Genomic DNA, 19,733 nt, shown 5'->3' on the forward strand with positions numbered 1-19,733 from the left:
GCGACGATGGGACCGCGTGCCGATGACAGCCACGACGTTTCGCGCGACCACGGCCCATCGGCACGGACGCATCGTCCTGTGCGCGATCGTGGCCACGGGCTTCATGGGGATCGTGTCTCCGGCCCTCGCGCAATGGGGCGATTACGACGACGTGCCGCGACGCCGCGCCCCTGATTACTACCGGGACGACGGGGGCTATGGCGGCGGTGGCCGCCAGACCGGACGCCGCTATGCCCCTCAGCCGCAGGAGGCGCCCCGGCAGTTCTTCTGGCCCTGGGAGGACAGGCCGCAGCAGGCGCAGCCGGCGCCGGTCCCGTCGGCACGGCCGACCCGGCCGCGTAGCGCCCCGCCCCCGAGCACCTACAGCGACGACCGGCGTGCGCCGGCCTCACCCGCGGCCCGACGCCCCCGACCGGCGCCAGCGGTGGCGGCGCAACCCAAGCCGACCGCACCCAAGGTCGAGCCCACCACGCGGCTCGCCGTCTTCGGCGATTCCCTGGCGAGCTACCTCGGTCGCGGCCTCGACGACGTCTTCGAGGACAATGCCGATGTCGAGGTCGTCGATCGCTCGAAGGCCGACAGCGGCCTCGTGCGCAAGGACGTGGTCGATTGGCCCAAGGTCGCCGAGGAGTATCTGAAGACCGGGCCCAAGCCGGCCTACGCCCTCGTCATGCTGGGCGCCAACGATCGCCAGCCGATTCGCGAGGGCGACCAGACCGTCGAGGTCCTGAGCGAGCGTTGGCGGGACATCTACCGTGACCGGGTCGACGCCCTCGTGAAGGTGTTCGCGGATCGCAAGATCCCCTTGATCTGGGTCGGCACGCCGCCGATGCGCAGCGACAGCCTGACCAAGGACCTCACCACTCTCAACGACATCTATCGCGAGCGGGTGGCAAGGGCGGGCGGAACCTACGTCGATATCTGGCCGGGCTTCGTCGACGAGCGCAACCGCTACGCGGCGACCGGCCCGGACCTCGAGGGACAGCCGGCCAAGTTGCGCACCGCCGACGGAGTCCACTTCACCGGTGCGGGCTCCCGCAAGGTGGCGCATTTCGCGGATGTGGAACTGAAGCGGATGATGGGAGCCGGCACGCCGCTGTCGGAGCAGCCCGCCGCCGCGATCGCGACAACACCGTCTGGCCCGGCCCTGAACGCCGACCCGCCCAAGCTCGACGACACCGCCGCGATCGACAAGCTGATCACGGCGATGCTGCCGAGCCTGCCCGAACCGCCCGGCATCCCCGCCCTGCCGGTCAAGCCGGCGGCGGGGCCGGTGGTGCCGCTGAGCCGCGCCGAGATCTCCCCGGGCGGCGCCCTGATGAACGGCAGGCCGCGCGAACCCGATGCCAGCGGAACGGTGGAGCGCACCCTCCAGCGCGGGGCGGCACCGCCGCCCCAGCCCGGCCGGGCCGACGACTTCCGCTGGCCGCCGAGCTGAAGCGGCCTCAGCGGGGAAGGACGCTGGCTCCCATCAGGGCCTCGTCGATCGAGCGCGCTGCCTGACGGCCCTCGCGGATCGCCCAGACCACGAGGGACTGGCCGCGCCGCATGTCGCCGGCGGCGTAGATCTTTTCGTGCGAGGTCCGATAGTCGCGCTCGTTGGCGGTGACGTTGCCGCGCTTGTCCATCACGACGCCGGATTCCTCCAGCAGGCCCTTGCGGACGGACCCGGCAAAACCGATCGCCAGGAATACGAGATCGGCGGGAAGCACGAACTCGCCGCCCGGCACCGGCTGGCGCTTCTCGTCGACGCGGGTGCAGACGACACCCGTGAGCCTGCCCTTCTTGCCCTCGAGCCGCAGCGTCGCCGCCTGGAATTCCCGCTCGGCGCCTTCGGCCTGACTCGACGAGGTCCGCATCTTGGTCGGCCAGTACGGCCAGACGCTGAGCTTGTCCTCGCGCTCCGGCGGACGCGGCCGGATGTCGAGCTGCGTCACCGACAGGGCACCCTGGCGGAAGGAGGTGCCGACGCAATCGGATGCGGTGTCGCCGCCGCCGATGACGACGACGTTCTTGCCCGCCGCCAGGATCGGCGGCTCGCCATTGCCCGGCATCGGCTCGGCACCGACGCGGCGGTTCGACTGGACGAGGAACGGCATCGCGTAATGCACCCCGGCGAGCTCTTGACCGGGAAGCTGCGGATTGCGCGGATCCTCCGCACCGCCGGCGAAGAGCACCGCGTCGAACTCGGCGGTGAGTTCGTCGAGGGGCTTGGTCACGCCGACATTGACGCCGTAGTGGAATCTGACCCCCTCGGCTTCCATCTGCGTCACGCGCCGGTCGATGTGCCGCTTCTCCATCTTGAAGTCGGGAATGCCGTAGCGGAGCAGACCGCCGGCCTTGGGCTCACGCTCGAACACATGGACTTCGTGGCCGACCCTGGCGAGCTGCTGGGCCGCCGCCATCCCGGCGGGGCCCGAGCCGATCACCGCCACCTTCCTGCCGGTCCGGATCTCGGCGGGCTCGGGCTTGACCCAGCCCATGTTCCAGGCGCGATCGGCGATAGCCTGCTCGATCGTCTTGATGGCGACCGGCTGGTTCTCGAGGTTGAGCGTGCATGCCTCCTCGCAGGGCGCCGGGCAGATGCGGCCCGTGAATTCGGGGAAGTTGTTGGTGGAGTGCAGGTTGCGCGCCGCCTCCTCCCAATCGGTCTGGAAGACGAGCTCGTTCCAGTCCGGAATCTGGTTGTGGACCGGGCAGCCGGTGTCGCCGTGGCAGAAGGGGATGCCGCAATCCATGCAGCGCGCCGCCTGCTTCTTCAGGTCGTGCTCGTCGAGCGGCAGCGTGAACTCGCGGAAGTGGCGAACGCGGTCGGCGGCGAGCTGGTACTTCTGCTCCTGCCGGTCGAATTCGAGAAACCCAGTGACCTTGCCCATCGTGCCCGTCTTTCGCGCGTCTGTCTGATCCGTCGAGAGGCAGGGCGCAGGGCCGCCGCCGCTCAAGTAGCCCGTGTCGTCTATGATCGGCGCATCACCGATGTGAAGTCAGTGGCAGCGCCGGTCCGCCCCGCCCGGAGGTCAACGGTGCAACCGGTGAGCCAACCCCGGATCTCCGGGCGCGAAGTAAGACCGAATCCGGCGTCCGCATCCCTGGGTCGTGCGCGACAAACGCGCTGTCGACGATGAAGGGTACCTCGCCGCCCTTTCACCGGTGGCACAAGGAGCCCCCCCCCCTTTCCGCAAGGACCCCGGTGGGAAGCGAGGGACCGCCTCTGCATGCCACCGCCGTCCCATCGCACCTGCCCGGATCGTAGGTGCCCTCCCCGCCGGGAGCCCAGCTACGATCCGGTCGACATCACTCCGCCGCCACCGGCATCCGCGCCATCTCCATCTCGCGCAAGGCCCGACGATACTCCACCGGCATCACCTTGACGAACTTGGTGCGGTAGCCGGCCCAATCGTCGAGGATCGCCTTGGCACGCGGGCTTCCCGTGTACTTCAGGTGGTTGGTGATGAGCTGGCTCAGGCGCTCTTCGTCGTGGCCCGACATGTCTGCGAGGATGTCGACGCGGCCCTTGGTCTCCAGGTCGCCGTCCTGATGGAAGCGCCGCATCACGTCGTCCTCCTCCTCCACCGGTTCGAGATCGACCATCGACAGGTTGCAGCGGGCCGCGAACGAGCCGTCGGCATCGAGCACATAGGCGATGCCGCCCGACATGCCCGCCGCGAAGTTGCGTCCGGTCTCGCCGATCGAGACCACGACGCCGCCGGTCATGTACTCGCAGCCATGGTCGCCCATGCCCTCGACCACCGCGATGGCGCCCGAGTTGCGCACGGCGAACCGCTCGCCGGCGGAACCCCGGATGTAGCATTCGCCCGCGATCGCCCCGTACAGCACGGTGTTGCCGGCCATGATGGTGTGATGGGCAGGCGCCTTCAACGCGTCGGAGGGCCGGATGATCAGCTTACCGCCGGACAGGCCCTTGCCGACGTAATCGTTGGCGTGCCCGGTGAGCTTCACGGTGACGCCGGCCGCGAGCCAGGCGCCGAAGCTCTGGCCGGCGGTGCCGGACAGGTTCACGACGATGGTGTCGTCGGGCAGGCCCTCGTGGCCGTAGAGCTTGGCCACCGCACCCGAGAGCATCGCGCCCGCCGTGCGGTCCGAGTTCCGGATGACGTCCTCGATGACCACGGCCTCACCGGACTCGAGGGACGGCCCGGCCTTGGCGATCAGGCGGCGGTCGAGCACCTCGTCGATGGGGTGCTTCTGCTTCTCCATGTGCCGGATCGCCACCTCGGGACCGACGTCGGGGCGGTGGAACAGCTTCGAGAAGTCGAGCCCCTTGGCTTTCCAATGCGCGATGACCTCGAGGGTATCGAGGAAGTCCGCCCGGCCGATGAGGTCTTCGAGCTTGGTGAAGCCCATGCCGGCCATCAGCTCGCGCAACTCCTCGGCCACGTAGAAGAAGTAGTTCACCACGTGCTCGGGCGTGCCCTTGAACCGCTTGCGCAGCACCGGGTCCTGGGTGGCGACGCCCACCGGGCAGGTGTTGAGGTGGCACTTGCGCATCATGATGCAGCCCGCCGCGATCAGCGGCGCGGTGGAGAAGCCGAACTGATCGGCGCCGAGCAGTGCCGCCACGAGCACGTCGCGCCCGGTGCGGATGCCGCCGTCCGCCTGGAGCACGACGCGTCCGCGCAGGTGGCTGAGCACCAGCGTCTGCTGCGTCTCGGCGAGTCCGGTCTCCCAGGGCCCGCCGGCGTGCTTGATCGAGGTGAGCGGTGCGGCACCGGTGCCGCCGTCGAAGCCCGAGATGGTGATGTGGTCGGCGCGCGCCTTGGCGACACCCGTCGCCACGGTGCCGACGCCCACCTCCGACACGAGCTTGACCGAGACGTCGGCGGCCGGATTGACGTTCTTCAAGTCGAAGATCAGCTGGGCGAGATCCTCGATCGAGTAGATGTCGTGGTGCGGCGGCGGCGAGATCAGGCCGACGCCGGGGGTGGCGTAGCGGACCTTGGCGATCTTGGCGTCGACCTTGTGGCCGGGCAGCTGGCCGCCCTCGCCGGGCTTGGCGCCCTGGGCCACCTTGATCTGCATCATGTCGGCGTTGACGAGGTACTCGGTGGTGACACCGAAGCGGCCCGACGCCACCTGCTTGATCGCCGAGCGGCGCGAGCGCCCGTCCGCCATCGGCTTGAAGCGCTCGACCTCCTCGCCGCCCTCGCCCGAGTTCGAGCGACCGCCGAACGAGTTGACGGCGATCGCCAGCGTCTCGTGCGCCTCCTTCGAGATCGACCCGTAGGACATGGCGCCGGTGGCGAACCGCTTGACGATGTCGGCCGCCGGCTCGACGGCGGAGATGTCGACCGGCGCGCGGCCGAGCTCGGCCGCCTGGCGGATGCGGAACAGGCCGCGGATCGTCTTGAGGTGGTTCTCCTGCTCGTTCACGAGCCGGGCGTACTCGCGATAGCGCTCGGGAAGGCCGAGGCGCACCGCGTGCTGGAGCGTGGCGACGCTGTCGGGCGTCCAGGTATGGCTCTCGCCGCGCAGGCGGTAGGCGTATTCGCCGCCGATATCGAGCGCGTGGCGATAGACGGGCGCGTCGCCGAAGGCGTCGGCGTGGCGCCGTGCGGTTTCCTCGGCGACCTCGGCCATGCCGATGCCCTCGATGGTCGTCGCGGTGCCGAAGAAGTCGCGGGCGACGAAGGCCGAGTTGAGGCCGATCGCATCGAAGATCTGCGCGCCGCAATAGGACTGGTAGGTCGAGATGCCCATCTTGGACATCACCTTGAGCAGGCCCTTATCGATCGACTTGATGTAGCGGTAGACGATCTCGTCGTCGGTGAGGTCCGGCGGGAACTCGTCCTTCATCGCGATCAGCGTCTCGAAGGCGAGGTAGGGGTTGATGGCTTCCGCGCCATACCCGGCCAGGCACGCGAAGTGGTGCACCTCGCGCGGCTCGCCCGATTCCACCACGAGCCCGACCGAGGTCCGAAGCCCCTTGCGGATCAAGTAGTTGTGGACGGCCGCGGTGGCCAGCAGCGCGGGGATCGCGATCCGATCGGGCCCGAGGCCGCGATCGGACAGGATGATGATGTTGTAGCCGCCGCGCACGGCCACCTCGGCCCGGTCGCAGAGGCGATCGAGGGCGCCCTCCATGGCGGCCGCCCCGGCTTCGGCCGGGAAGGTGATGTCGAGGGTCTTGGTGTCGAAGCGGTCCTCGAAATGGCTGATCGAACGGATCTTCTCGAGATCGCCGTTGGTGAGGATCGGCTGGCGCACTTCGAGGCGCTTCTTGCGGGAGGCGCCCTCCATGTCGAGCAGGTTCGGCCGCGGCCCGATGAACGAGACGAGGCTCATCACGGCCTCCTCACGGATCGGGTCGATCGGCGGGTTGGTCACCTGCGCGAAGTTCTGCTTGAAGTAGGTGTAGAGCGACTTCGGCTTGTCCGAGAGCGCCGAGAGCGGCGTGTCGGTGCCCATCGAGCCCACCGCCTCCTGGCCGGTCACGGCCATGGGCGCCATCAGGAGCTTGAGGTCTTCCTGGCTGTAGCCGAACGCCTGCTGGCGATCGAGCAGCGAGACGTCGGAGCGCGAGGCGCGCGGAATGACCGGCTTGAGGTCTTCGAGAACGATCTGGGTGTTCTTGACCCACTGCGCATAGGGATGCGCCGCGGCGAGCTCGCTCTTGATCTCCTCGTCGGAGACGATGCGGCCCTTCTGCAGGTCGATCAGCAGCATCTTGCCCGGCTGCAGGCGCCAGGACTCGACAATCTTCTCGTCGGGGATCGGCAGCACGCCCATCTCGGAGGCGAGCACGACGAGGCCGTCGTCGGTGACGAGGTAGCGCGCGGGACGCAGGCCGTTGCGGTCGAGGGTCGCGCCGATCTGGCGTCCATCTGTGAAGCACACGGCCGCCGGGCCGTCCCACGGCTCCATCAGGGCGGCGTGGTACTCGTAGAACGCCTTGCGCTCGTCGTTCATGAGCGGATTGCCGGCCCAGGCCTCCGGGATCAGCATCATCATGGCGTGGGCGAGCGAGTAGCCGCCCTGCACCAGGAACTCGAGGGCGTTGTCGAAGCAGGCGGTATCCGACTGGCCCTCGTAGGAGATCGGCCACAGCTTCGAGATGTCGTTCCCGAACAGCTCGGAATCGACGCTCGCCTGGCGCGCGGCCATCCAGTTGACGTTGCCGCGCAGCGTGTTGATCTCGCCGTTGTGGGCGACCATCCGGTAGGGGTGCGACAGCTGCCAGGTGGGGAAGGTGTTGGTGGCGAAGCGCTGGTGGACCAGAGCGAGGCCCGAGACGAAGCGCTCGTCCTGCAGGTCGCGGTAGTACCGGCCGAGCTGCGTCACCAACACCATGCCCTTGTAGACGATGGTGCGGGTCGACAACGACACCGGGTAATAGGCTTTCACCCGCGGCTCGTTGAGCCCGTAGACCTTGCTCGAGATGACCTTTCGGGCGGTGAACAGACGGCGCTCGAAGGCATCCTCCTCCGTCACCGAAGCCGGGCGGCCGATGAAGACCTGGCGGTGATGCGGCTCGGTCTCCTTGACGCGCACGCCGAGATCCTGGGAATCCACCGGCACGTCGCGCCAGCCGAGCAGCGGCAGACCCTCGTCGGCGAGCACCTGCGCCACGATGTCCTCGACGATGCGGCGGCCGTCCTCGTCCTTGGGCAGGAAGAACATGCCGACGCCGTAGTGGCCGGGCTCCGGCAGCGCGAAGCCGAGGGCCTCGCATTCAGCCTTGAAGAAGTCGTGCGGGATCTGGGTGAGGATGCCGCAACCGTCGCCCATCTTCGGGTCGGCGCCGACGGCACCGCGATGGTCGAGGTTTTCCAGGATCAACAGGCCCTGCGCGACGATGCCATGGCTGCGCCGGTCGTGCATGTCGGCGACGAAGCCGACACCGCAGGCGTCCTTCTCGCGGGCGGGATCGTAGAGACCCTGAGCGAGCGGAAGCGCGCCGTCGCGGACGGTCAACGGCTTGCCGCCGTCGCGGGTGGCGGGAATGGACGCCTGGCGGGTTCCGAAATCAGCAGATGCGGTCACGCTCACCATCCCCCGTCTGTCAAAGGTCTGCCCGCTCGACGAGCATGTTTCGTGCCCTGCCACCATCGGATGGCAGGGTGGTCCGGCACCGATCTTCGCGTGATCGCGGACGGGCACCGGTCGGGATGCGATCCGATACCGACGGACACCGTACCGGTCATCGCTGCGAGCCGCGACCCGTCCCGCTGACGCGCCCGGCTCCACGTCTCGCCCGGACTCCGAACGATCGTCGGATGGGGCGGTTCGACCACGATGCTCACGACGAAATGGGACAGCCATGCTGTCCTAACGTCGGGATGACAGATTTTCACGATTCCAGCAAGGGTTCCGAGGCGGGCGACGTCTGCTTTTCCGGCCCGAAGTCTCCACTGGATGGGCGTGACATCGCCGCAGGCCGGAAAGGGCGCGTATGGAAGATTGCCTCCCTCCTCCCGGGAGCGGTGGCGCGATGTTGCCAGGATCGTCCCGCATTGCTGCCCCAATCCGACGCTCTACCATGACACGCCGAGCACAGACGGCGGGAATGCGGCGCGGGACCTCGCGCCGACCGAGCCGGAGGACCCGAGCCAACAGCGGGCCTCCGGATCACCGGTTTCCATGATTGGATGAACGAGCCCATGCCGACGAGTCGCAGGGCGCTTGTGCGCTCATCTTCCCCTCTTCGTTGCCTCGCGCTCGGGCTCGTTGCCGCCGTGACGATCGGCGCAAGCTCGGCCCACGCGCAGTATTTCGACCCTTTCGACGACGTGATGCCGCCGCGCGCGGTGGTCTGGCGCCTCAACGACCGCGGTTTCACGGACGTCACCCGGCCGCGCTTCGACGGACGCGCCTATGTGGTCGAGGCCGAAAGCCCGAACGGCGGGCGAGTACGGCTGATCCTCGACCCGCGCGACGGGGCCGTCCTCGGGCGCGTCCGGCTGTCGGAGCCGCTTGTCCCGCCGCCGCTCCGCGTCGACCGGCCGCGGGGTCCCTACGGTTGGACGGAAGAGGACGTGGCGCCGCGCCGCCGCGAGGCCGAACGGACGATTCCCCCCGGCGATATCCCCTATGGGCGGACCCCGGATCGGCAAAGGCGGGCCGATCTCGGCCCTCCCCTGCCCGGCGTCCCCTTGCGCTCGGACGTACCGAGGCGGGTGGAACCCGGCGATCCCAATGCGCTCGGTCTCAACCCCGATGCGGCCAGGCGCAACGCTGACCCTGCCCGCAGGACCAGCCGCCTGAACCCGCCGGCACGGCCCACCGAGGCCAGGGGGCGGGATCGCAGCCCCAATGCCGCCGGAACGACACCGGCCGTCCGCGCGACGCCGGCGGCACCGGCCCCGACGCTACGGCCCGCCGAGGTTCCGGCCACCAAGCCGGAGGCCCCGGTTGCCGCCGTTACGCCCACGACGCCGGCCGCCGTCCAGCCGCCGGCCCAAAGTGTCACGCCCGCGACGAGCGACACCAAGTCTGGCGCCCCGTCTTGGCAGGACCCTCCCGCCGACGCCAAGCGGCCGGTCCGCGTGATCGACGGCGCGACGGTGGTTCCCGGCGCCGGGGACAAGTCTCCTGCGACCCAGGACTGACGCCCCGACGTCATCGATCGACGGGATCGCTCCGCGATGAGGACGGTGCGCGAAAGTCGCGTCAGCCGGCGTCGCTGGCGCCGGCTCCCTGGAGCTGCGGGTCGTGGGTGGCGGCGCGGATGGGGCTTTCGCCTTCCGGCTCGCTCGTGATCGCCTGCAATGCCAGCGGATCGAGGCCGCTCTCGGGCTTCGGGCCATAGGCGTGCAGCGCGTGGCGCATCTTCGGCGTCCAGAACGCCACGATGTGCTTGTGGATGCCCGCCACCGCCTCCTCATCGGGATACGAACGAAAGAAGCCGGCGATCTGGTTCGCCATGCGGACGAGCTTCTGGTCGGTGGTGAGGGCGCTCATGGCTCGGGCTTTCGATGACGTGAGACGGGTCTGGTATCGAGGGACGGTTAAAGCGCCGATACGGGGTCGACGCCTTGGCCGGACACCGACGGCTCCGCGAGGACGAGCCGTTCGCGGCCGGTGAACAGCGTCAGGGTATCCGACCGCGCGATGGCGCAGAGGGTCATATCGTGAAGGCGGGCCCGCTCGATGGCGAGCGACGTCGGAGCCGAGATCGCCACCAGCACGGACGCACCGAACGAGGCCGTCTTCTCCACCATCTCGAACGAACAACGGCTCGTGATCACGACGAACCCCTCGGCGGGGTCGGTGTTCGTCCGGATCAGGGCGCCGATCAGCTTGTCGAGCCCGTTGTGGCGCCCGACGTCCTCACGAACGGCGACGAGCGTACCGTCGCGGTTGGCCCAGGCAGCGGCGTGGACGGCACGGGTTTCGTGATTGAGCACCTGCGCCTCGCCGAGTGCCGTCAACGCCCGCTGCACCGCTCCGACCGTCACGGTCTGCTCCCGTCCTGTCCGGGGCTCGGCCTTGGGAAGGGCGGCGAGATCGTCGATGCCGCAGACGCCGCAGCCGGTCCTGCCGCTGATGGCGCGCTTGCGGGCGAGATGTTCGCGCAACCGCCCCGGAACCAGGTCGACGAGAAGGCGCAGGCCACCCTCGCCATCCTCCACCGAGACGCCTCGGATCTCGTCCGACGACGCGACGATGCCCTCGGTCAGGCTGAAGCCATAGGCGAAGTCCTCGAGATCGGCCGGCGTCGTCATCATGACCGCGTAGGGAACGCTGCCGTAGACGAGGTTGACCGGCATCTCCACCGCGAGGGGCCGCTCGCCGACCCGCGCCTGCGGATCGTCGTAGGCCACCACCAGGGTGGGAACGCGGCGGACCGTCTCCGCCGCCGCGTTCGAAGGCTCGCTATTCGGCGGCATTCAGCTGCGTCGCGATCCGGGTCAGCGAGAAGTCCTCCTCGAAGAACCTCGCCTGCCAATCCGACGGCCGGTTGGTGCGCCGGACCTGCACCGCCGTCACCTTGTACTCGGGGCAGTTGGTGGCCCAGTCCGAGTAGTCGGTGGTGATGACGTTGGCGCCGGTCTTGGCATGGTGGAAGGTCGTGTAGACCACGCCCGGCTGCATCCGCTCGGAGACGATCGCCTTGAGGGCGATGTCGCCGGACCGGCTCTCGAGGGCGACGAGGTCGCCATCGACGATCCCGCGGACCTCCGCGTCGAACGGATGGATCTCGAGCACGTCCTCCTCGTGCCAGCGCGAGTTCTCGGTGCGGCGCGTCTGGGCGCCGACGTTGTACTGCGACAGGATACGGCCGGTGGTGAGGATGAGCGGGAAGCGCGGCCCGGTACGCTCCTCGGTCGGCACGTATTCGGTGATCATGAACTTGCCGAGGCCGCGAACGAAGCGGTCGACGTGCATCATCGGGGTACCGCGCGGGGCGGCCTCGTTGCACGGCCACTGGATCGAGCCGAGTTCGTCGAGCTTGTCGAAGCTGACGCCGGAGAAGCTCGGGGTCAGCGAGGCGATCTCGTCCATGATCTCGGACGGATGGCTGTAGTTCATCGGGTAGCCCAGCGCATTGGAGAGCAGCACCGTGCCCTCCCAGTCGCCGATGCCGGCCAGCGGCGGCATCACCTTGCGGACGCGGGAGATGCGGCGCTCGGCATTGGTGAAGGTGCCGTCCTTCTCGAGGAACGAGGCGCCCGGCAGGAAGACGTGGGCGTATTTCGCGGTCTCGTTCAGGAAGATGTCCTGAATGACGATACACTCCATCGCCATCAGGCCAGCGGTGACATGGTGCGTATCGGGATCGGACTGGGCAATGTCCTCGCCCTGGATGTACATGCCCTTAAAGGAACCATCGACGGCCTCGTCGAGCATGTTGGTGATGCGCAGGCCCGGGTCCTTGTCGAGGGACACGCCCCAGAGCGACTCGAAGGTTTCGCGGGTGGCGTCGTCCGACACGTGCCGGTAGCCCGGAAGCTCGTGCGGGAACGAGCCCATGTCGCACGAGCCCTGGACGTTGTTCTGGCCGCGCAGCGGGTTCACGCCGGCACCCAGCATGCCGATGTTGCCGGTGGCCATGGCGAGGTTGGCCATGCCCATCACCATGGTCGAGCCCTGGCTGTGCTCGGTGACGCCGAGACCGTAGTAGATGCCGGCGGCTCCACCCTTGGCGTAGAGGCGGGCGGCACCGCGAAGCTCGGCCGGATCGATGCCGGTGAAGCGCTCCTGCGCCTCGGGCGAATGCCGCTCGTCGGCGACGAACCGGGCCCAGGATTCGAAATCGGCGAGATCGCAGCGCTCGCGAACGTAGGCCTCGTCGACGAGTCCTTCCGTGACGATGACGTGCGCCATCGCGTTGATGAAAGCGACGTTGGAGCCGGGCTTCAGGGGCAGGTGGAAATCGGCCTCGATGTGAGGCGACTTCACGAGGTCGATCTTGCGCGGGTCGGCGACGATGAGCTTGGCACCCTCGCGCAGGCGCTTCTTCATGCGCGACGCGAAGACCGGGTGGCCGTCGGTGGGGTTGGCACCGATGACCAGGATCACATCGGAATGCGCCACCGAGGCAAAGTCCTGAGTGCCGGCCGAAGTGCCCAGCGTCGACATCAGGCCGTAGCCCGTGGGCGAATGGCAGACGCGGGCGCAGGTATCGACGTTGTTGTTGCCGAAGGCGGCGCGCACGAGCTTCTGGACGAGGTAGGCCTCCTCGTTGGTGCAGCGCGACGAGGTGATGCCGCCGACCGAATCCTTGCCGTACTTGGCCTGGATGCGCTTGAACTCGGACGCCGCCCGATCGATGGCGACCTCCCAGGTCACCTCCTGCCAGGGGTCGGTGATCTTGTCGCGGATCATCGGTTTGGTGATGCGGTCCGCGTGAGTGGCGTAGCCGTAGGCGAAGCGGCCCTTGACGCAGCTGTGGCCCTCGTTCGCCTTGCCGCCCTTGTAGGGGACCATGCGCACGATGCGGGTGCCCTGCATCTCGGCCTTGAACGAGCAGCCGACGCCGCAATAGGCACAGGTGGTGATCTCGGAGTGATCGGGCTGGCCGTGCTCGATGATCGACTTTTCCTGGAGCGTCGCCGTCGGGCAGGCCTGCACGCAGGCGCCGCAGGACACGCACTCGGACTCCATGAAGTTGGTCGGACCGGCGGCGACGCGACTGTCGAAGCCGCGACCCTCGATGGTCAGCGCGAAGGTGCCCTGCACCTCCTCACACGCGCGCACGCAACGATTGCAGACGATGCACTTCGACGGGTCGTAGGTGAAATACGGGTTGGACGTGTCCTTCGGCAGGTACTGGTCCGACGTCGGCTTGACGTGGTTGGCGCCGTCGTAGCCGTAGCGCACGTCGCGCAGGCCCACCGCGCCGGCCATGTCCTGAAGCTCGCAGTCGCCATTGGCCGCACAGGTCAGGCAGTCGAGGGGGTGATCGGAGATGTAGAGCTCCATCACGCCCTTGCGGAGCTTGGCGAGCTTGTCCGTCTGGGTCGAGACGACCATGCCGTTCTCGGCCGGGGTGGTGCAGGAGGCGGGCGTGCCGCGGCGGCCCTCGATCTCCACGATGCACAGGCGACAGGAGCCGAAGGCTTCCAGCGAATCGGTGGCGCAGAGCTTCGGGATCTGCGTTCCCGCGTGCATCGATGCCGCCATCACCGACGTGCCGGCGGGCACGGTGACGCTCATGCCGTCGATGGTGAGGGTGACGGTCTGCTCCGAAACCCGGATCGGGGTGCCGTAGTCGATCTCTTTGATGAGGGCCATGGGTCGCGCCTCCTTACTCGGCGGCGACGGACATCTGTCCGCCACGCTCGAAATCCTCGGGGAAATGGGTGATCGCGCTCATGACGGGCATGGGCGTCAGCCCGCCCATGGCGCAGAGCGACCCATCGGTCATGACGTCGCAAAGGTCGGCGATGATGCTCAGATTGCGCTTCGTATCGGTACCGGCGATGACCTTGTCCATGGTCTCGACGCCGCGGGTCGCGCCGATGCGGCAAGGGGTGCACTTGCCGCAGGATTCGACGGCGCAGAACTCGAAGGCGAAGCGGGCCTGCTTCGCCATGTCGACCGTATCGTCGAACACCACGATGCCGCCGTGGCCGACGAGGCCCTTGTTGGCGGCCATCGCCTCGTAATCCAGGGGCGTGTCGAGGAGGTGGTCGGGGAAGTAGGCGCCGAGCGGGCCGCCGACCTGGACCGCACGAACCGGACGACCGCTCTGCGTACCGCCGCCGAAATCCTCGATGATCTCGCGAAGCGTGATGCCGAAGGCGTATTCGATGAGGCCGCCGTGCTTGATGTTGCCGGCGAGCTGGATCGCCAGGGTGCCCAGCGACCGGCCCATGCCGTAGTCGGCATAGGACTTGGCGCCGTGCTCCAGGATGTAGGGCACGGCCGTGAACGTCATCACGTTGTTCACGAGGGTGGGCTGGCCGAGGAAGCCCTTTAGCGCGGGGATCGGGGGCTTGGCCCGGACGATGCCGCGCTTGCCCTCGAGGCTCTCGAGCAGCGAAGTCTCCTCGCCGCAGATGTAGGCGCCCGCTCCCAGCCGGACTTCGAGATGGAACGCCTTACCTGAGCCCATCACATCGGCGCCCAGGAAGCCCGCCTTCTCGGCATTGGCGATCGCTTCCTTGAGCGTCGCGAAGGCCTGCGGATATTCGGAGCGCAGGTAGATGTAGCCCCGCGTCGCCCCAGTGGCGATCGCCGCGATGGTCATGCCCTCGATGAGGTTGAAGGGGTCACCCTCCATCATCATCCGGTCGGCGAAGGTGCCGGAGTCGCCCTCATCGGCATTGCACACGACGTATTTCTGCTCGCTCTTGGCGAGCATCACGGTGTTCCACTTGATGCCGGCCGGGAAGCCGGCGCCGCCGCGACCGCGCAGGCCGGACTCGCGCACCTGGGCCACGATACCCTCGGCATCGAGCTTGAGCGCGGCTTCGAGGCCGCGGTAGCCTCCGTGCTCGCGGTAATCGAGCACGGACACCGGATCGACCACGCCGCAGCGCTGGAAGGTCAGGCGGTGCTGGCGGGCGAAATAGGGCATGTCCTCGGGCCTGCCGAGGCGGAGCGGATGGGCGCCGCCTTCGGCGAGGCCGGCATCGAGCAGCGCCTCGACGTCGCCGGGCGTCACCGGCCCGTAGGCGATGCGCCCGTCCGGGGTGGCCACTTCGACCATCGGCTCCAGCCAGAGCATGCCGCGCGAGCCGGTGCGGACGATCTCGACCGCGAGGCCGCGCCGCTCGGCGCCGGCGGCGATGGCCTTGGCGACGCGGTTGGCCCCGAGCCCGAGGGCGACGGCGTCGCGGGGAACGTAAAGGGTGACGCTCACGAGGCGACCTCCGTCAGGGCGGATTCGAGACCATCGGCGGTGAGGCGCGCCACCGGCAGGTCGTCGACGAGGGCGCCCGGGCCGTTGGCACAGAGGCCGAGGCAATAGACCGGCTCGACGGTGACGCGGCCGTCGGACGTGGTCCCGTGCCAATCGACGCCGAGGCGCCCGAGGATCTCGGCGTGAAGGGCGTCGGACCCCATCGCCTGGCACGCCTCGGCGCGACACAGCTTGACCTGATGGCGCCCGGCGGGATGACGGCGAAAGTCGTGGTAGAAGGTGATGCAGCCGTGAACCTCGGCCCGCGACAGATTCAGCGCGTCAGCGATCAGCGGCACCGCGCCCTCGTCGACATAGCCGAACGTCTCTTGGAGCGCGTGCAGGATCGGCAGCGTCGCCCCTTCGAGGTGGGTGTGTTCGGCGATAATTCCCGCGGCGCGGGTCGCGCTCCAGGGCTCTTGCGGCACCATTGTTCCAACCCGTTGCAGTTTGGTCTCGCTCTAAGTCGTATATCACCACTCCTGAATCAATCGCGCGGTTCCGTTGGTCGACAAGGCATTTTTGTCAAAACTTCATGTTGCGCTGCAAAAAGTCAGAGCGAAGCAATGGAATCCGCGATGGTCGGTGCGGCAGCGCGGGCCTCCACCAGGAGGGAAGCGCACAGCGGCGTCATCGGCTCCTGCTCGGGCATGACCAGACCGACGACGTGGCTGACGTCTGGCTCGACGATGGGCACGGCCCGCACCCGGTCGCCCAGCCTGAAGCTGTCGGCGAGCACCGCCGGCATCACGCTGGCCCATTTCGCCGTCCGCACGTGGCTGAGGAGCACGATCATCGAGTTCGATTCGAGCAGCGGCGCCGTCGGCCGCCCGTCCGGGTTCAGGTGCGCGTCGACGATCCGGCGATTCTGCATGTCCGGCGTCAGCAGGCACAGGGGCAGGCGGCCGACTTCGTCCCAGGTGACGGCGTCCCGGGCGCCATGGGTGCCGTCGAGCGCGGTGAGAAGCTTGTAGCGTTCTCGGTAGAGCGGGACCGTCGTCACGCGGCCCAGGGGTTCGTTCTCGAGGTAGGTGATGCCGGCATCGATCTCGCGGTCGGCGATCAGGCGGCCGATCTCGGTGGAGGTCGTCGATTGCACGGAGAAGCAGACGTCGGGGTGGCGGCCGCGGAACGGCGTGGTCAACAGGGCGACCACCGGCGTCGCCGTGGGGATCGCCGCGAGCCTGAGCATGCCGGTGAGGCCGCGGCGTAGGCTCGCGACTTCCTGGCGCATGGCGCGGGCATCGGCCACGATCCGCCGCGCCCATTCGAGCACGCGGTCGCCTTCGGGCGTGAACCCCTGGAAACGCGAGCCGCGCTGGACCAGCATCACCCCGAGCCGCTCCTCCAGTTGCTTGACGCCGGCCGAGAGCGTCTGCTGCGAGACGTTGCAGAACTGGGCCGCCCGCCCGAAGTGGCGCTCCCGCGCCAGCGCGAGGATGAATTCCAGTCGCTCGATCACCGCAGGTACCCGCTCCTCGTTCCGCCGCCCCGCCCGGACAACGCCATCCTGGCCCGCGCCCGCACCGGTCACGATGCGCAGCACCTCAGCCAAGCGTCTCCTCCACCGGCGTTGGCGGTGGCGCCAGTCCCTCGCACGTCGTGGGGTGCGAACGGAGAGATTTTCGCAGCCCGAACGCAGAACGAGGCCAGTACCGCCGAGGACTGTCCACAGGGTCGTTCGGCCCGCCTGTGCGACGCTGTTGCGGTTGCGCCGTCAACTCCATTGTGGTCTGACACGCCGACACAGAACAAGGCTGCGGGTCAACGCAGCCGTTGCGGCGTTCGCGGCATCTGGATTGCGCATCGCGCAGCAGGCGTTAAAGCGGGCGCGACCGGCCGAGACACCGGCCATGAAATTCGAGCGGAGCCACGAGAGGCAGATGCGCAGGACGCGGACGCAATACCTTCCAATGGGGATGATCGGCGCCTTCGGCACGCTCCTCGCAATGTCGTCGTCGGGACTCGCCGCCGGCCTCGGTCAGCCCGAGCCCTGGCAGATGGCTCGGCAGATCCCCGTGACGGAGAACGCGCGGGAGATCCTGTCGTTCGAGGTCGGCCTTCATTGGCTCTCCTTCGTCATCTCGTTGTTCGTGCTGGGCCTGATCCTGTATTGCGTCTTCCGCTTCAACGAGAAGGCCAACCCGACGCCGTCGAAGACCACCCACAACACCATGATCGAAGTTGCCTGGACGATCGTCCCGGTGCTGATCCTGGTGGCGGTGGCGATCCCGTCGTTCCGCCTGCTGCGGACCCAGCTCTCCGATCCCAAGGCCGACGTGATCGTCAAGGTGACCGGCCATGCCTGGTACTGGGCCTACGAATATCCGGCGGTGGAGAACGGCGGCGGCTTCAAGTTCGACGCGAACCTCGACGAGGAGAAGGCTCCCAAGCTCCTGAACGTCGACAACGAGATGGTCGTGCCGGTGAACAAGATCGTGAAGATCCAGGTCACCGCTGCCGACGTCATGCACTCTTGGGCGATGCCGTCGTTCGGCTTCAAGATCGACGCCGTTCCGGGCCGCCTGAACCAGTTCTGGTTCAAGGCCGACCGCGAGGGCGTCTTCCACGGGCAGTGCTCCGAGCTCTGCGGCACACGCCACGCCTACATGCCGATCACCGTCCGCGTGGTGAGCGACGAGGCCTATGCGCAGTGGCTCGTCGAAGGAAAGACGAAGTTCGCTGCCATCGACGACGGCGCCAAGTTCGCCGACGCCCGGCGCTGAACCGGGTCCTGGACCGCCAGAACCACACGAGATCATCAGGCACCTGAACCAAGGTCTGCATCGCATGGCTACCGCCGCAGCACACACCGGGCACGACGCCCACGCATCTCACACGCCGTCGTTCTTCTCTCGCTGGTTCCTGTCGACGAACCACAAGGACATCGGCTCCCTCTACCTCCTGTTCGCGTTCTGCGCGGGGATGATCGGCGCGTTCCTCTCCTTCGGCATCCGCATGGAGATGGAAGAGCCCGGCCTTCAGTATTTCGCCAACCCGCAGACCTACAACGTCTTCGTCACCGGCCACGGCCTCATCATGGTGTTCTTCATGGTGATGCCCGCGCTGATCGGCGGGTTCGGCAACTGGTTCGTGCCCCTGATGATCGGCGCGCCGGACATGGCGTTTCCGCGCATGAACAACATCTCGTTCTGGCTGACGGTGGCCGGCTTTCTCAGCCTGGTCTGCTCGCTGTTCGTCGAAGGCGCCCCCGGCGCCGCCGGTGCCGGCACCGGCTGGACGGTGTACCCGCCGCTCTCCACGAGCGGGCACCCTGGTCCGTCCGTCGATTTTGCGATCTTCGCGCTGCATCTCTCCGGTGCCGGCTCGATCCTCGGCGCCATCAACTTCATCACCACCATCCTGAACATGCGCGCGCCGGGCATGACCCTGCACAAGATGCCGTTGTTCGCCTGGTCGATGCTGGTGACCGCGTTCCTGCTGCTCCTGTCGCTCCCGGTCCTCGCCGGCGCGATCACGATGCTGCTCACCGACCGCAACTTCGGCACGACCTTCTTCGATCCGGCCGGTGGTGGTGATCCGGTGCTCTACCAGCACCTGTTCTGGTTCTTCGGCCACCCCGAAGTCTACATCATGATCCTGCCGGCCTTCGGCATCGTCTCCCACATCATCTCGACCTTCTCGAAGAAGCCGGTGTTCGGTTACCTCGCCATGGCCTACGCCATGGTCGCCATCGGCGTCGTCGGGTTCGTCGTGTGGGCGCACCACATGTACACCGTCGGCCTGTCCCTGCAGACGCAGTCGTACTTCGTCTTCGCGACCATGGTCATCGCGGTGCCGACCGGCGTGAAGATCTTCTCCTGGATCGCGACCATGTGGGGCGGTTCGATCCGCTTCACCGCCGCCATGCACTGGGCCGTGGGCTTCATCTTCCTGTTCACCGTCGGTGGGGTCACCGGCGTGGTCCTGGCGAATGCCGCCGTCGATAAGTACCTGCACGACACCTACTACGTGGTGGCGCACTTCCACTACGTGCTGTCGCTTGGCGCGGTGTTCATCATCTTCGCCGGTGTCTACTACTGGTTCCCGAAGATGACCGGTCACGTCATCCCGGAATGGGCCGGCAAGCTGCATTTCTGGCTGGCCTTCATCGGCGCGAACATCCTGTTCTTCCCGATGCACTTCCTGGGTCTCGCCGGCATGCCGCGGCGCTACGCCGACTACCCGGAAGCCTTCGCCGGCTGGCACAAGGTCTCGACCTGGGGCGGGCACGTCTTCGCCCTCGGCATGGTGGTGTTCGTCATCGGCGTCGTCCTCGCCTTCCGCTCGAAGACCCGCGCTGCCGACAATCCGTGGGGTCCCGGCGCGACCACACTGGAGTGGACGCTCTCGTCCCCCCCGCCCTTCCACCAGTTCGAGACCCTGCCCACCATCGTCGAAGAGCCGGCCCACTGAGGCTCTTCCG

The 19,733-nt window shown here is 67.8% G+C and carries 12 protein-coding genes; 4 read left to right on the forward strand and 8 right to left on the reverse strand.

Features of this window, described 5'->3' with window-relative positions:
* The first annotated feature begins 22 nt into the window (after positions 1 to 22).
* The gene (locus tag ASG40_RS09045) at positions 23 to 1,438 is read left to right on the forward strand and encodes an SGNH/GDSL hydrolase family protein (RefSeq protein WP_055883906.1); all 1,416 of its coding nucleotides are present in this window, start codon (positions 23 to 25) and stop codon (positions 1,436 to 1,438) included.
* 7 nt (positions 1,439 to 1,445) lie between these two features.
* On the opposite strand, the gene ASG40_RS09050 is transcribed toward ASG40_RS09045, so the two are convergent.
* Both ASG40_RS09050 and gltB read right to left on the reverse strand, forming a co-directional pair.
* Positions 1,446 to 2,876 carry a glutamate synthase subunit beta gene (locus tag ASG40_RS09050; RefSeq protein ID WP_055883910.1) on the reverse strand — a complete coding sequence of 477 codons (1,431 nt, stop codon included), beginning with the start codon at positions 2,874 to 2,876 and terminating at the stop codon, positions 1,446 to 1,448.
* A gap of 418 nt (positions 2,877 to 3,294) precedes the next feature.
* Positions 3,295 to 8,010, reverse strand: a complete 4,716-nt coding sequence (gene gltB / locus ASG40_RS09055; protein ID WP_055883913.1) for a glutamate synthase large subunit — start codon at positions 8,008 to 8,010, stop codon at positions 3,295 to 3,297.
* 683 nt (positions 8,011 to 8,693) lie between these two features.
* On the opposite strand from gltB, the gene ASG40_RS09060 reads away from it, so the two are divergent.
* Positions 8,694 to 9,566, forward strand: coding sequence for a hypothetical protein (locus tag ASG40_RS09060; protein ID WP_055883916.1), 873 nt, complete (start codon positions 8,694 to 8,696; stop codon positions 9,564 to 9,566).
* A gap of 61 nt (positions 9,567 to 9,627) precedes the next feature.
* On the opposite strand, the gene ASG40_RS09065 is transcribed toward ASG40_RS09060, so the two are convergent.
* The 6 genes from ASG40_RS09065 to ASG40_RS09090 form a co-directional block, all read right to left on the reverse strand.
* A complete protein-coding gene (locus ASG40_RS09065) occupies positions 9,628 to 9,918 on the reverse strand; it encodes a formate dehydrogenase subunit delta (protein WP_055883919.1) in 291 nt (96 codons plus the stop codon).
* Positions 9,919 to 9,965: 47 nt separating this feature from the next.
* Positions 9,966 to 10,847, reverse strand: a complete 882-nt coding sequence (gene fdhD, locus ASG40_RS09070; protein WP_055883922.1) for a formate dehydrogenase accessory sulfurtransferase FdhD — start codon at positions 10,845 to 10,847, stop codon at positions 9,966 to 9,968.
* Positions 10,834 to 13,695 carry a formate dehydrogenase subunit alpha gene (gene fdhF, locus ASG40_RS09075; protein WP_055883925.1) on the reverse strand — a complete coding sequence of 954 codons (2,862 nt, stop codon included), beginning with the start codon at positions 13,693 to 13,695 and terminating at the stop codon, positions 10,834 to 10,836. The genes fdhD and fdhF overlap by 14 nt, the downstream gene beginning before the upstream one ends.
* 13 nt (positions 13,696 to 13,708) lie before the next feature.
* Complete coding sequence (locus ASG40_RS09080; protein ID WP_055883929.1) at positions 13,709 to 15,268, reverse strand: formate dehydrogenase beta subunit; 1,560 nt, start codon at positions 15,266 to 15,268, stop codon at positions 13,709 to 13,711.
* Positions 15,265 to 15,738: a formate dehydrogenase subunit gamma gene (locus ASG40_RS09085; RefSeq protein WP_055883932.1), complete on the reverse strand. Its 474-nt coding sequence runs from the start codon at positions 15,736 to 15,738 to the stop codon at positions 15,265 to 15,267. The genes ASG40_RS09080 and ASG40_RS09085 overlap by 4 nt, the downstream gene beginning before the upstream one ends.
* A 122-nt stretch (positions 15,739 to 15,860) precedes the next feature.
* Positions 15,861 to 16,769 carry a LysR family transcriptional regulator gene (locus tag ASG40_RS09090; protein WP_055883935.1) on the reverse strand — a complete coding sequence of 303 codons (909 nt, stop codon included), beginning with the start codon at positions 16,767 to 16,769 and terminating at the stop codon, positions 15,861 to 15,863.
* 421 nt (positions 16,770 to 17,190) lie between these two features.
* On the opposite strand from ASG40_RS09090, the gene coxB reads away from it, so the two are divergent.
* Together coxB and ctaD are read left to right on the forward strand one after the other, a co-directional pair.
* Positions 17,191 to 18,033 carry a cytochrome c oxidase subunit II gene (coxB, locus tag ASG40_RS09095; protein ID WP_055884690.1) on the forward strand — a complete coding sequence of 281 codons (843 nt, stop codon included), beginning with the start codon at positions 17,191 to 17,193 and terminating at the stop codon, positions 18,031 to 18,033.
* Between the two features lie 64 nt (positions 18,034 to 18,097).
* A complete protein-coding gene (gene ctaD / locus ASG40_RS09100) occupies positions 18,098 to 19,723 on the forward strand; it encodes a cytochrome c oxidase subunit I (protein WP_055883938.1) in 1,626 nt (541 codons plus the stop codon).
* Positions 19,724 to 19,733 lie beyond the last annotated feature (10 nt).

The organism is Methylobacterium sp. Leaf399 (assembly GCF_001424525.1).
Lineage (GTDB): Bacteria > Pseudomonadota > Alphaproteobacteria > Rhizobiales > Beijerinckiaceae > Methylobacterium.